The organism is Shewanella polaris, from assembly GCF_006385555.1.
GTDB lineage: Bacteria > Pseudomonadota > Gammaproteobacteria > Enterobacterales > Shewanellaceae > Shewanella > Shewanella polaris.
Map to the genome: position 1 here is coordinate 359,437 of NZ_CP041036.1, position 13,825 is coordinate 373,261.

The 13,825-nt window shown below is 41.5% G+C and carries 12 protein-coding genes; all 12 read right to left on the minus strand.

What is annotated here, in order from left to right:
- Positions 1-4 precede the first annotated feature (4 nt).
- The 12 genes from FH971_RS01590 to spoT all read right to left on the minus strand — a co-directional run bounded on the left by FH971_RS01590 (position 5) and on the right by spoT (position 13,812).
- Complete coding sequence (locus FH971_RS01590) at positions 5-259, minus strand: phosphopantetheine-binding protein (RefSeq protein ID WP_011635842.1); 255 nt, start codon at positions 257-259, stop codon at positions 5-7.
- 27 nt (positions 260-286) lie between these two features.
- Positions 287-1,141, minus strand: a complete 855-nt coding sequence (locus FH971_RS01595; RefSeq protein WP_240778425.1) for a lysophospholipid acyltransferase family protein — start codon at positions 1,139-1,141, stop codon at positions 287-289.
- The gene (locus FH971_RS01600; protein ID WP_140233108.1) at positions 1,134-1,958 is read right to left on the minus strand and encodes a beta-ketoacyl synthase chain length factor; all 825 of its coding nucleotides are present in this window, start codon (positions 1,956-1,958) and stop codon (positions 1,134-1,136) included. The genes FH971_RS01595 and FH971_RS01600 overlap by 8 nt, the downstream gene beginning before the upstream one ends.
- 249 nt (positions 1,959-2,207) lie before the next feature.
- Complete coding sequence (locus FH971_RS01605; RefSeq protein WP_140233109.1) at positions 2,208-3,089, minus strand: DUF3014 domain-containing protein; 882 nt, start codon at positions 3,087-3,089, stop codon at positions 2,208-2,210.
- A 401-nt stretch (positions 3,090-3,490) separates the two neighbouring features.
- Complete coding sequence (gene recG, locus FH971_RS01610; RefSeq protein ID WP_140233110.1) at positions 3,491-5,566, minus strand: ATP-dependent DNA helicase RecG; 2,076 nt, start codon at positions 5,564-5,566, stop codon at positions 3,491-3,493.
- Positions 5,567-5,706: 140 nt separating this feature from the next.
- On the minus strand, positions 5,707-6,315 hold the full coding sequence (locus FH971_RS01615) for a response regulator transcription factor (RefSeq protein ID WP_140233111.1): 609 nt from the start codon (positions 6,313-6,315) through the stop codon (positions 5,707-5,709).
- Positions 6,312-7,403, minus strand: a complete 1,092-nt coding sequence (locus tag FH971_RS01620) for a histidine kinase (protein ID WP_140233112.1) — start codon at positions 7,401-7,403, stop codon at positions 6,312-6,314. Before FH971_RS01620 ends, FH971_RS01615 begins: the two co-directional genes overlap by 4 nt.
- A gap of 72 nt (positions 7,404-7,475) precedes the next feature.
- Positions 7,476-8,156, minus strand: coding sequence for a tetratricopeptide repeat protein (locus FH971_RS01625; RefSeq protein WP_140233113.1), 681 nt, complete (start codon positions 8,154-8,156; stop codon positions 7,476-7,478).
- Between the two features lie 181 nt (positions 8,157-8,337).
- A complete protein-coding gene (locus tag FH971_RS01630) occupies positions 8,338-9,267 on the minus strand; it encodes a calcium/sodium antiporter (RefSeq protein ID WP_140233114.1) in 930 nt (309 codons plus the stop codon).
- A 139-nt stretch (positions 9,268-9,406) separates the two neighbouring features.
- Positions 9,407-11,062 (minus strand): AMP-binding protein, encoded by a 1,656-nt coding sequence (locus FH971_RS01635; protein ID WP_140233115.1) that lies wholly within the window; start codon positions 11,060-11,062, stop codon positions 9,407-9,409.
- 229 nt (positions 11,063-11,291) lie between these two features.
- Positions 11,292-11,675, minus strand: a complete 384-nt coding sequence (locus FH971_RS01640; protein WP_140233116.1) for a RidA family protein — start codon at positions 11,673-11,675, stop codon at positions 11,292-11,294.
- A gap of 28 nt (positions 11,676-11,703) precedes the next feature.
- Positions 11,704-13,812, minus strand: coding sequence for a bifunctional GTP diphosphokinase/guanosine-3',5'-bis pyrophosphate 3'-pyrophosphohydrolase (gene spoT, locus FH971_RS01645; RefSeq protein WP_137223553.1), 2,109 nt, complete (start codon positions 13,810-13,812; stop codon positions 11,704-11,706).
- Between the last annotated feature and the right edge of the window lie 13 nt (positions 13,813-13,825).

Here is a 13,825-nt window from a genome sequence, read left to right on the forward strand (position 1 = left end):
GCTCCTAAACACGTTGAGATTCAATAAAGCTAGCTAAGCTAGCAACACTGAAAAAGTGTGCTTTAGTCGCATCAGAATTGGCTTCAATTTTGACATCAAACTCTTTCTTTATCGCCAAGCCTAATTCAAGCGCATCGATTGAATCTAAACCCAGACCATCGCCAAATAAGGCCGCATCAGTTTCGATATCATCGACTGTAACATCTTCTAGATCTAAGCAATCAATGATCAGTTGTTTAATTTGATTGTGTAAGTTCATTATTTGTCTTTCTTATAAGTATGGCTATCAATATGATTTGATAGGCTGTTTAAGTGTATCAAGATAGTGCTGCTGCAAATCGCGCGTCAGCTGTCGAGCCATTTTGGCTTCATTACCTTGTTGAGCATCATACAATAGGTATGACATGCTTGTGCCAATTTCTACTGACATATTTATGGTTTGCCGTGGAATTTGGTACCAAGGTTGTTGTTTGGTTAATCCGGCAACATCGGTACGCAATACTACAGGTAAAATATCAGTTTGGGTGCGTAGTGCTATATTGGCGGCACCACGAGCAAAAGAATTAACGACATTACCCGTTAATGTTCTGGTACCCTCGGGGAAAATAATTAAATTAGTATCGGTATGCAATACTTGTCGACAGTCATGTAGTAACCAATCGGCGCCACGATTAGGGATATAACCTGCGCTGGCAAGCACACCGCGAATAAACGGGTTACGCCATAAGCCTTGTTTTACAATACAACCCGCATTAGGCATAAGGCTAATTAATACCACAACATCCACCAGCGTTGGGTGATTGGCGATGATAATTTGTCCCTTCGTTTGCTGTAGTGCTTCAATATTCTTGGTGCTGACAGCAATAACTCCAGCAAAACTAAGCATGGCGACAAAAGCTCTAAACATCCTGCTTACTGCTTTTTGTACCCGTGCTACTCGTACCGTTTTTTTACCGGGCCAAAATCGTAATATTGGTAAAATAGTCAATGAACTTAACAGACCACCTAAACCAAAAGCAATATAACAAAGTACACCACCAATCCAGCGGGGAACATAACGTAATCCGCTGAGTTTTGGGGATGTGGCATTTTTTTGCTCAATAGCATCAGCTGGTTGTGCTGTTTGTTGTTGATTAGTCATGATGTTCGAGTGACCAATACCAATGGCACAATTTACCTTGGATATTTGTTTTGTTGGCAATATGGTGGATCAATTCGCTCAAGCTGATGTCATTTTGGCCATTTTGGCCATTATGGCTTTTTTGATTCTGTTGGTTGTCGAGGTGACTGAGATTGAGTGGATGATCAGATATGCTAAGGGTCGTCTTTTGATGGTTAATTTGTTGGTATTCGGTTTCAGTGGTCTGCTTGTCTACTTGATCGCTGACGTTATTGAGCGGTGCAAGGTATAAACCCAATGCTAGAGGGAGTTCGACTTCGTGAGTAAATTCACTGTATACCGGTGGAACCGGATCGTCACCAAACACAACTAATACCGGTTGTGGTGATTGTGCTAATTGAGCATAGGCTTCAACAAGTGCTTGAATAAGAGTTTGTTCTCCTGCAGCCACCGATGTTGAAGCTGCAGTATTATTATTTACAATACCAAAAATACCGCTGGCCGTATTGTGCACTGACTGACTAAAAGCCGTTGGCGATAAAGCTTGTTGCTGGGCTATGTCCTTAAGTATCCCTAAGGTTCTAGTGAGTTCACCGTGACGAGATGAAAAAATACTCCGGCAATGGTTATCTGGTTGGCATTGATGTGCGGCAGTGAGCATCATTTTAGTTAAACGACTAAAACGACGACGTTGCATAGCAGGAATGTGCTTTAATGCTGGTGAGTCAGGCTTAGGCGACAGGTTGCTATTAGGCTGCTGCCATTGCTGCCAACTTTCAGCTGTTTGAAAGTCAGGTGACCATGCGCCCCATGATAGAAGATCAAATACTAAATGCACTACATTCCCTCTATAACTGCCTAGCTATCCTTATCTAAGAGTTAACAATCATTATGTTAATGATTAAAATTCGTTAACCTTACTAATTGTACACCTAAGTTAATACTGATAAGAAGTCATGTAGACGAAAAAGGCTTATAGTTGGGGGTTAAATGAACAAAAATGGTTTTTAAATAAAAAGCGCGACGATAATCGTCGCGCTGATAGCTGGTAGTTAAATAAAATAACAATGTTGTTTGCTATACAAGCTTATTTATTTGGAAAGCTTTTTTGTAACTTCTTTATCGCTGCTTTGATCTTACGAGTGTTTTCTGGTCCCATACGAATCAACAGTTTTTGCGCATTGGGTAATGCTTCAAGGTTAGGGTTAACATATTTATAGTTAACACTGATAGATGATAGCTCAATAGGATCTTCAATTATGGGTGCGTTAATAATCATGCTAAAAGCCTGTTGCATGCGCTTATCAAAATCAACATCATTGTAACCAAGTTCAGTAAATGCTTCGGAAAATAACGGTTTTAATTCAGTGTAAGTCGATAATAAATCTTTTTCGCTTAAGTCTGCGATAAAATTCGCATACACGTCATATCGATGATAACCATCTGGATTAAGATAAGTTTTGTTGGTTATTTCACTCACGGAGAATTGAGTATCAGGGCCTTTTAACGGGCTAGCTTTACGCACTAAATCGCCTTGGGCTAAGTTGTCGACGAATACGACAAATTGGCGTGCGATGTCTTTTTTCAAAATCATCGGTGCGATTTTCATACCATTGGCAATTGCTAAGGTTTTTGCTTCAACAAAATCATCAGAATCACTTAAGGCCGGTAGTGGTTCAACCATGGCAGTCGTTTCTGGCTCTCCAATAGGAACTACATCATCAGTAGTAGTAGCAATATTTTGAGGTTCTTCAATAGGTGTTTGTTCTATTGGTGTCTCTGGCACTGATTCTGGTAGTTCAACGGGAGTGATAACGAGTGGTTCAAATTCTTCAGTGTCATCACTGGTAAAATAAAAATAACTGCTTGCACCTAATAGCGCAATAACCGCAATAGCGATTAACAGCATGTTAGACCCTGGCTTTTCAGAGGCTTGTGGGGTAATTCGGTCTTCTTCATTAACTTGCATTTCAATTCCTTGGTGTTATTGCTAATCGATATAAATATCTAGGTGGAGTCGAAAAATTCTGCATGATACCAATCACAACAGTTATCTGAACAGTTCTGAGTATCACAAGCTTTTCAATTCAAGGCGTATTAATGTAGGAATGGTTGTTCCCTTTTAAGTTAATGCAACGCAGTACTTGAATGCTTGAAACGCTTCAGAAGAACGGGTTTCAAATTACTTGACTCTGCGTTGAAGCCTTTAAACGTAAAATGGCTATGCTTTCAAACCTTCGCTTTGATTACAGTAATTTTAATTTCCGCAGCATGATCAGATAACGAATACGATTGGTATACCATTTTGCAATATTCAGCAGACTTGTCTAGTGATAACTGCTGATAATGAATAATATATTATAAACAGTATTATGCTTGGACATATTGTTGTCTATCACCTATCCAGCGTTGAATGATAGCATCTACGTTTTGAGGCACTTGCTGGTTAACGTGGGATGCCAATTTTTGTGTTGGTGCAATTAAATGTTGATCACGTATAAGATCTGCAATTTTAAGATCAGCCAAACCGGTTTGTTTGGTGCCCAGAACTTCACCTGGCCCTCTTATTTCTAAGTCTTTTTGTGCAATAACAAAACCATCGTTACTGTTTCGCAGCACCCCTAAGCGTTTAGTGGCGGTTTGTGACAGTGGCGCTTTATAAAGTAATACACAATGGCTGGCGACAGCACCTCGGCCGACTCGACCTCTTAACTGATGTAATTGAGCAAGGCCTAATCGTTCAGGGTTTTCAATAATCATTAAACTTGCGTTTGGGACATCAACGCCCACTTCTATGACGGTTGTGGCAACCAATAAGTTCAATTCACCTGATTTAAATTGCGCCATAATCGCCTGTTTTTCAGCACTTTTCATTCGGCCATGAATCAAGCCTATTTTTAGTTCTGGTAGTGCAATAGTGAGTTCAGCTGCTGTATCTTCTGCAGCTTGGCATTCAAGAAGCTCAGATTCTTCAATTAACGTACATACCCAATAAGCTTGACGGTTATCATGCAGTGCAGCTTGTTTCACTCGTTCAATCACTTGTTCACGACGGCTATCAGCAATAGCAACGGTTGTGACCGGTGTACGTCCTGGAGGAAGCTCGTCAATAATTGAAGTGTCTAAATCTGCATAAGCTGTCATGGCTAAAGTTCGTGGAATGGGTGTGGCAGTCATAATTAACTGGTGTGGATGAAAGCCTTGGTTAACGCCTTTTTCTCGTAACCCTAAGCGTTGATGAACACCAAAACGATGTTGCTCATCAATAATAATTAACGCCAGCTTATTAAATACCACTGCCTGTTGAAAAATTGCATGAGTACCGATGACCATTTGAGCAGCGCCAGAAGCGATATCTTCGAGTGATTGAACTCGCGCTTTGCCTTTAAGTTTACCTGCCAACCAGCCGACTTTTAGCCCAAGTGGTTCAAACCAAGCTGCAAAGTTAGCAGCATGTTGTTCAGCCAATAATTCAGTCGGTGCCATCATGGCCACTTGGTATCCGTTTTCAATTGCTTGTAACGCAGCAAGTGCCGCCACCAAAGTTTTCCCAGAACCTACATCACCTTGAACTAAACGCATCATGGGCGTTGGATGCTGAATATCTTGGCTGATTTCGGCTACAACTCGTTGTTGTGCTCCTGTTGGCTTAAAAGGCAGTTGTGCTAAAAATGGGGTTAACAATTGCCCTGTAGCAGGCATTGAAACTGCGGCATCTTGATTACTGCGCTGGCGTAGTTGCAACATGCTCAGATTATGAGCCAGTAATTCTTCTTGGATTAATCTTTGCTGTGCTGGATGCTGACCTTGTTCTAATTCAAAGGGTGACACCGAACTATGGGGACGGTGCAAAATATGCAGCGCATCATGCAGGCTAATATTGTTTGGTTGTAATGCACTGGGCAGTAACTCGGGTAATCCACCTTGGTCTAACATCGCCAAGGCTTGCGCTGTCAATTTTATCCAACTGGCTTGTTTTACCCCTTCAGTTGTCGGATAAATGGGGGTTAATGTGTCGCTTAATGTAATTGATTCACCAGGATGAATAATTTGATATTCCGGATGAACAATTTCTTTATGATGATTGCCACGGCGTATTTCACCGTACGCCCGAATGCTGGCGCCATTTTCCATGGCGTTACGTTGTGCCATAGAGAAATTAAAAAATCGCAGGCTCATCATTCCGCTGTGATCGCGGACATTGCACACTAACATGCGCCGCCGCCCCTGCATGATTTGAGTCGACTGAATTTCTGCTTCGATAGTGCCATAACTGCCAGGAGGTAGTGCGGCAATAGGATGTATTTGTGTACGGTCTTCATAACGCAGCGGTAAATGAAACAGTACATCTTGTACGGTTTTAATACCTAACTTAGCCAGTTTTTCCGCAACCTTTTTAGCAACGCCTTTAAGGTCGGTGATCGGAACAAGATCCAGTCGTAGCAAATTGTGTTCACCCAAATAGATTATCAAAGATGTAAAAATCATAGTGATTTCAAGCTATCAATCTCAAATCACTGTAATTATATACAGATGTTTAAGGTATCTTAGCAGACTTTGAATACAAGGCAATATTCAGCAATCAATTACAACCAACCCTTTTGTTTAGCGATTCTGGCCGCATCGATTCGGTTGCTGGCATTGAGTTTGTTAATTGCTTCTGATAAATAGTTTCGCACCGTGCCTTCTGCAATAAATAGTTGGTTGGCAATGTCTGCCGTAGATAAACCTTCACTGGCCAGTCGCAATGCCCGTCGCTCTTTGTCATTGAGTGGATCAATTTCACCAATGGCATTAAAGGCCAGCTCAGGATCGATAATCCGTTTGCCCGCCATCACTAACTTTATGGCGTTGATGAGGTCATCTGAAGGCGCATCTTTTAATAAAAAACCACCGACACCGTATTCTAATGCTCGTTTGATATAGCCAGCTCGACCGAAGGTGGTGAGAATAATCACTTTAGTCGAACTGGCTTGTTGTTGCAGCCATTGGCTTAGTTCTAATCCTGATTTTCCAGGCATTTCGATGTCGGTTAAGAGTAAATCAAAATGCTGTGATTTCAGCATTGTCATGGCTTTATCACCATCTTCTACTTCGGTGATGCTAATGCCATTTAAGTCATCGGCTGCCAATGTTAATAATGCAGCTAATGCTCCGCGCACCATGGCTTGATCTTCTGCTAATAAAATTTTCATGTTGACTCAATTAATGGCAAAGTGATGCTGACGACAAACTGTGGACTTAATTGGAATTGCACATCGCCATTCAATAGTGCAGCGCGCTCTTTTATCCCTTTTAGTCCGTTACCTTCTGTTAGGACTTTTACAGCTCGATTCTCCATGTATTGAAGCAACACCTTGTCTGTTGTTGTTTGGGTTAAAATAGTGCAATGGTCAGCTTGGCTATGTTTAATGGTGTTGTTTACTAACTCAGTTAACATCAGGCACAGTTGTGATTCTGTTAATTCATTAAGCTTAGGGCATTGACCCTTTATCGTGACTGCGATGGATTTATCACGCAAAGTTTGCGTTAGCGTTTTTAACGTTTGGCTTAATCTTTGGTGTTTATAATCGCTGACTGTTTGACGGATTTGACTCAAGCAGTCGCGTGTTATTTGACTAACTTGGCTAATTTGTTGCTGTGCTTGTTCGGTTTTACCCGCACTAATGAGTTTGTCTGCCAGTTCGGCTTTTAATGCTATCGAGGCTAAATGATGTCCCATCACATCATGAAGATCACGGGCGATACGTTCGCGTTCAAGAGCCGTGGCAAGGTGGGTTACTTCATCTTTAGACTGTTGCTGTTGACGCTTTATTTGTTGGCGTTTTTGTTCAATAACCCCAAATACGCCAACACCTAAACAGATCCCCATGCCGTAAAATGTAAAAAAGTAACCAGGGTAACCGACCCAAAGATCAATGGCTAGAAGTAGAAGGCTAATGCCTATAAAGCTCAATATAGCGGTTCGAAGCGAGTAAAAAAAGCCAATAAAGAAGCAACAAAAGCTGAATAATGAAATTGCGCCGCTGGTTAAAAATCCAGAGATAATAGCGATAAATAACATGAGCAGAATAGGCTTAAATGCTTGTTCTGTTGAGTTGTTATATGCCCAAAAATAGCCAATGATAAACGGGATCAGTAACAAGATCGCCAAGGTTATTGTTAACCATTGGTCACCCATGAAATATAGTGGAATAAAGTAAAAGCCTAAGTTTATGAGGTAAACCCAAGCGGTTTTTTGCTCATAACTTTTTTCATTATTAGATGATAAACAAATTGTCATTGTGCCTCCCAGCTCCCAGCGCAGTTAATCATAGAGTAACTGCGCGTTAACTCAAGAAAAAAGCAATCGGCATTATTGTTTTACAGCCTGGTGGTTTAATAGAAAATTTGCCCAACCGTATTGCGGGTCAATATCCAATGCTGCTTGCCAGTCTTGCATTGCACCGCTTAAGTCACCTTGTTCTTGTTTAGCTAAACCTCTCCATGTGTAAGCTTCAGCGTGTCCCCAGCAAATAGTGTCACAGGGTAGGTCATACTGAGTAATAGCCTGGCTTGCCAATGTTTGCGCTTTATCCAACCCGCCACCAAATGTACTTGGGGTATAAAATGCATTAATGGCTTTAACAAGATTGACACGAGGGTTGTTGGGCTCCAGCTCACTGGCTTGTTGTAATAGCTGAGCTGTTTTCATGCCATATTCCGCCCCCTTAGTATTATCGAAGGCGATCTGCATACCATATACTGCCGCTAACAAAGCTTGCGAGTCAGCTGAAGTGTGTTGGTTCAACATGGTTTCGAGAGTTTGCTGAGCATTGTTTAATGAATCTGCAGCAAGTTGACGTTGTCCGATGATGTTGGCTGTGATGGCTAGACGATAATCAGCATAGGCTTTTTCATAATCGTTGCTGTTTTCGCTATATTGGCTTAGTTCGGTAATGTTCATGGTGTTAGCCGCAGCATCAATGTCGCTGATATCTGCAAAGCTACTATGGCTGACTAAGGTTAAGCTGGTGATCAATAGTAAGGTCTTCATGGCTATCTCCGGGTAAGTTAGCCCAACAAGTTGTTGGGATAGGCTTAGTATGGAGAAACACATGATTAATTATCAGACACAAAGGTCATCAAAATAGGGTGACAAATGTCATGTACTTTGTGAATAAGACCGCATTTACATTCGGTCTTATTTATCAACAATGGGTAGTGTGATGAATAGATTAAACCACTTGCATCACTAAGTAGCTGGTATATCCAAGGTAACCTGCGAGTAACACAGCACCTTCACGACGACCAATTCGAAATCCACTCCACGCGAATGGAAGCACCATAATGGCAAAGATAATCATGGCAATAAAATCAATTTCATTAAAACCTTCAGCTGAGACTGGATGAATTAGCGCTGTAGCGCCCAAAATACCCAGGACATTGAAAATATTGGAACCCACGACGTTACCAATTGCAATGTCACTTTGACCTTTAAGTGCAGCCATTACCGAGGTCACAAGCTCAGGCATGCTGGTCCCTATCGCGACAATCGTTAAGCCGATAATCACTTCGCTGATACCAAATTGTTTAGCTAAATCAACAGCACCATTAACAAACAAAATTCCCCCTCCTACTAGCATGGTGATACCGACGGCAATGAGGGTAATTGAAAGTAGCGGATTTTGTGGTTTTGTGTCGATGTCTACTTCTTCTGGATTATTTTTAGAACTAATATAACTAAATACAAGATAGCCAATAAGTAAGCTAAATAATATTGCTCCATCAATAAAGCTGACATCGCCATCAAGCAATAAAAACCATACAAAAATTGAAGCGGAAATCATGATTGGAATATCACGTTTGACCATTTGAGAATGCACTGTGATAGGGCGTATTAGTGCAGTGACCGCTAAAATCAATCCAATGTTAACAATGTTTGAACCTACAACGTTACCTAAAGCAATGCCTGGATTACCCGCAAGTGCAGATTTTACACTGACAGCCAATTCGGGGGCACTGGTACCAAATGCGACAATGGTTAAGCCTATTATAAGTGGTGCAATACCTAAGCGAAGCGCAATTGCACTTGCCCCGCGGACTAAAGCTTCTGCGCCAAAGGTTAAAATAATAAAACCACCAATGATGGATAACGCAATTAACATGACCGTATCTGCCTTGTGATGTATACCGCACTCAAGCAGCGCGGTTTTTAAATTTCGCGTATATTGACAGAATATGTCAAAAAAATACACGCAATTAGCGTGTATTTTTTTGAACGTAAAACCAAATAAAAATAGCTTGTTATAATTCGTCTTCCCAACGCACTTTGGCACCGCGAATACCGTCTACTTTAGCGCTAAAGGCTTTTTCAAGCACGTGACGTTTAATTTTTAAGGTTGGGGTTAACACATCATTCTCAATGGTCCATTCGTCGTTGACAACGATAATGGCATCAACATGTTCGTGCGATTCTAAATGTGGATTAACACCATCCAGAGTTTCCTTTAATGATGTTCTGACTTCTTCGCGAGGTTGTAGTTTTGAACCTTCTGAAAGCTGTACCAAAGCCACTGGGTGCGGTAAACCTGACCCAATAACACAAATTAAATCAACATGCGAATCTTGAGCCAGTTTACGTTCAATCGGTACTGGTGCAACATACTTACCTTTTGAGGTTTTAAAGTTGTCTTTAACGCGACCGGTAATATCGATATAACCGTCTTCGTCGATTTCACACAAATCACCCGTGTGGAAAAAACCATCTTCAGTAAAGGCTGCAGCGGTGGCTTCATCTTGTAAGTAATAACCACTCATTAAGCCAGGACTTTTAACCAACAACTCACCTTCTTCAGTTTGGCGCACTAAACAGCCTTCAACGGGACGACCAACAGTACCAATTTTCTTGGCATTGAATGGATAGTTGATAATTGAGTAAGCACTGTTTTCGGTCATACCCCATGCTTCACAAATATCAATGCCAATGTTGTTATACCATTGAATCAAAGATGGTGGGATTGGAGCCGAGCCTGAGCCGTTTAAGCGTGATTGATCGAGTCCTAAACCGCTCTTAATTTTACGTTTAACAATACTGCTAATGATAGGTAACTTGAGTAAGGTTTTGAGTTTTTTCTCGCCAATTTTGTTGATAATGTTTAATTGGAATACAGTCCATAAACGCGGGACCGAGAAAAATACCGTTGGGCGACAGCGTTGAATGTCATCAACAAATGAGTCGAGGCCTTCAACAAAAGAAATAGTTGCACCGGAATAAAATGACGAACCTTCAATCGCAACGCGTTCAGTAATATGTGCTAGTGGTAAATAGGATAAAAGTCGGTCAGTGGTATTAACTTGTAAGTCACGAATCACTGCTTCACACGCCCAACCATAACTGGTAAAGGTTTGTATTGCGCCTTTAGGTTTACCGGTTGAACCTGAAGTATATATGAGGGTCATGACCTGATCGGCTGTTGGTAGAGGTTCATCAACAAGCGGTTGACCAAGTTTTAACAGTTGCTGCCAATGGTATTGCGCAGGCATGGTGTCATAAGGCATGGCCAAACGAAGAATATCACCGCCAACAGCGGCTTCTTGTTCTGCCCAATGATCGAGTTTACCGGTGAAAATAGCTTTAACACCGCTGTGTTCAACAACATAGCGAATGGTTTCAGCATTAGCTGTTGGGTAAATAGGTACACTAATGTAGCCACCGTACATTAACGCTAAATCGACAATAAACCACTCGGCGCAGTTTTTAGATAGTACGGCAATTTTGTCTCCGCGCTCAAGACCTAAATGGCGTAGCGAACCTGCAATTTGGTGCATTTTTTGTTGAACTTCACGCCATGTGAAATCCACATATTTACCATCAATCGGTTGGCGAAGGTAAACTTTGTCACCTTGTGTATCAACCCAATGAGACAACATCTCAACAGGAGTTTTAATTAAGTTTTCCATCGAAGCTTCCATGTTCATTATTGTTATTGTGGGTATTTATAAACTTATTATGGCCATTTTTGTGCGCTGGCGCAAACAATTGCACAATATGTGTGCAAGGTAACACTGTAACCAAGTTAGCAGAATGGGTTGAATAAACAATAGGTATTGAGTAAATACTCTACAAAAGGCAGTTTGCTGATAATAAAAAAGGCGCCCTAGGCGCCTTTGACATATTGAAGTGTCACTGTTAGATTTCCATTATTCCGTCCATTTCAACCAATGACCCTTTTGGTAACTCTTTGACGCCAATAGCTGCACGAGCAGGGTACGGTTGCTGGAAATAACGACTCATAATTTCGTTCACGGTCGCAAAATGGGATAGATCGGTTAGGAATATATTCAACTTAACGATATCACTCATGTTTCCGCCAGCGGCTTCACATACAGCCGTTAAATTTTCGAACACTTGTACGACTTGTTCAGAAAAATCATCGCTCACCATAGTCATTGTTTTTGGATCAAGTGGAATTTGACCTGAAAGATAAACCGTACTGCTAACCTTAACAGCTTGAGAATAAGTCCCAATTGCTTGTGGGGCTTTGTCTGTTGTGATGATAATTTTTTCAGCCATATTGTGCTCTCTTTATTGTTGTTAGGAATTAGCGGTTACGCGAGGTACGTAATACTTCAGGTAACACACGGATCCGGCGCATAACGTTGGCCAGATGAACACGATCTTTAACTGAAATACGTAAATTAATCAAATACACTCGGCCATCACGTTCTTCGGTGCTGAGATTGTGAATATTTGATCCCGCAGAAGCAATAATTGAGGTGATTTTAGCTAGCGCACCTTGATGGTTAACAATTTCAACGCGTAAGTTTGCTTGATATTCTGCGCCTTCTACATTATCCCAATGTACTGAAATGTATTTATCCGGCTCACCTTGATAACCGCGAATATTGGCACAATTTTCCATGTGCAGCACTAAGCCTTTGCCTGGACTCACATGGGCTATGACTGCATCACCTGGGATAGGGCGACAACAATTAGCATAAGTAACCAACATTCCTTCTGCGCCACGAATAGCCATTTGCGACGTTTCATTATTTTGATCTTGAGCGTCTAACTGCTGACCTAATAAACGTTGGGCAATCACGATACTCATGGCGTTACCTAAACCAATGTCAGCGAGTAAAGAGTCTAAAGAACTATGTTTGGTTTCTTTGATGACTTTTTCAAGTAATTCGACAGGTATCGTTTCTAGCTTAGTATCACCTAATGCATGATTAAGTAGTCGTCTGCCGAGTGCAATTGCATTATCACCTTTTAAACTCTTCAGGACCTGACGAATTTTACCGCGGGCTTTACCTGTTACAACAAAGTTGAGCCATGCGGCATTAGGTCGAGCACCTTTAGCCGTAATAATTTCAATAGTTTGCCCAGAAATTAGCGGCTGACTCAAAGGATAAGCCTGGCGGTTAACTTTAGCTCCCACACAGGTATTACCAACATCAGTATGCACTTCGTAGGCAAAGTCCACCGCTGTAGCATTAACAGGTAATTCTAAAATGCGCCCTTCAGGGGTAAACACATAAATTTCTTCAGGGAACAGTTCTGTTTTAACGTTTTCAACAAATTCAAATGAGCTGCTTGCACTCTGCTGCAATTCAAGCAAGCTTTGCATCCATTTGTTAGCCCGAACTTGGGTGGTATTTTGCTGAGGTGCATCGGCATTGTTTTTATACATCCAGTGTGCAGCAACACCTTTATCCGCCATTTGGTCCATTTCTTCGGTGCGAATTTGCACTTCAACAGGAACAGCATGAGGGCCAAATAATGAGGTGTGTAGCGATTGATAACCGTTGGCCTTGGGAATGGCTATGTAATCTTTAAAACGGCCCGGACGTGGTTTATATAAACCGTGCATTGCACCTAAGACGCGATAACAAGTATCGATAGAGTCTACTATTACGCGAAACGCATAGATGTCCATGACCTCTTGAAATTGCAATTCTTTACTGCGCATTTTTCGATAAATCGAATAGAGATTTTTTTCTCGACCTTTCACTGTCGCGGGCACACCTACATCTTCTAGGCGAGATTCGATAGCGACTTCGATACTATTAATTAATTCTTTACGATTACCACGAGCAGCTTTGACAACGTCACGTATTACTCGATGTCGCATAGGGTAATAAGCTTGAAAACCTAAGTCTTCAAGTTCGATTTTGATATTATGAATACCTAATCGGTTGGCAATTGGGGCGTAGATTTCTAAGGTTTCGCGAGCAATGCGGCGACGTTTATCAGGGCGAAGAGCGCCTAATGTGCGCATATTATGGGTTCGGTCAGCCAATTTAATGAGAATAACTCGAATATCTTGAGTCATCGCCATCATCATTTTGCGGAAGTTTTCCGCTTGAGCTTCTTTTTTATCGCGAAATTTAATTTTATCTAGCTTTGATACACCTTCTACGAGTTCTGCCACTGTAATACCAAATAACTCAGTGAGTTCTTCTTTGGTAACAGGGGTGTCTTCAATGGTGTCATGGAGCAAGGCAGCCATAAGCGACTCGTGATCGAGACGCATATCTGCCAAGATGCGGCTAACCGCAACTGGATGGGTAATGTAAGGCTCGCCACTTGTGCGCATTTGCCCTTCGTGGGCATCACGCGCAACTAAATAGGCCTGCTTGAGTAATTCTACTTGATCCGGCTCTAAATAGCTGGATGCTGACTCTTTTAGACCTTCAAACAGATACAAGTGGCGCTACTCC

What these genes read in the sequence shown, in the direction of transcription:
- FH971_RS01590 (WP_011635842.1), bottom strand. Translation starts at nt 259, where the DNA reads ATGAACTTACACAATCAAATTAAACAACTGATCATTGATTGCTTAGAT.
- FH971_RS01595 (WP_240778425.1), bottom strand. Translation starts at nt 1,141, where the DNA reads ATGACTAATCAACAACAAACAGCACAACCAGCTGATGCTATTGAGCAA.
- FH971_RS01605 (WP_140233109.1), bottom strand. Translation starts at nt 3,089, where the DNA reads ATGCAAGTTAATGAAGAAGACCGAATTACCCCACAAGCCTCTGAAAAG.
- FH971_RS01615 (WP_140233111.1), bottom strand. Translation starts at nt 6,315, where the DNA reads ATGAAAATTTTATTAGCAGAAGATCAAGCCATGGTGCGCGGAGCATTA.
- FH971_RS01620 (WP_140233112.1), bottom strand. Translation starts at nt 7,403, where the DNA reads ATGACAATTTGTTTATCATCTAATAATGAAAAAAGTTATGAGCAAAAA.
- FH971_RS01625 (WP_140233113.1), bottom strand. Translation starts at nt 8,156, where the DNA reads ATGAAGACCTTACTATTGATCACCAGCTTAACCTTAGTCAGCCATAGT.
- FH971_RS01630 (WP_140233114.1), bottom strand. Translation starts at nt 9,267, where the DNA reads ATGTTAATTGCGTTATCCATCATTGGTGGTTTTATTATTTTAACCTTT.
- FH971_RS01635 (WP_140233115.1), bottom strand. Translation starts at nt 11,062, where the DNA reads ATGGAAAACTTAATTAAAACTCCTGTTGAGATGTTGTCTCATTGGGTT.
- FH971_RS01640 (WP_140233116.1), bottom strand. Translation starts at nt 11,675, where the DNA reads ATGGCTGAAAAAATTATCATCACAACAGACAAAGCCCCACAAGCAATT.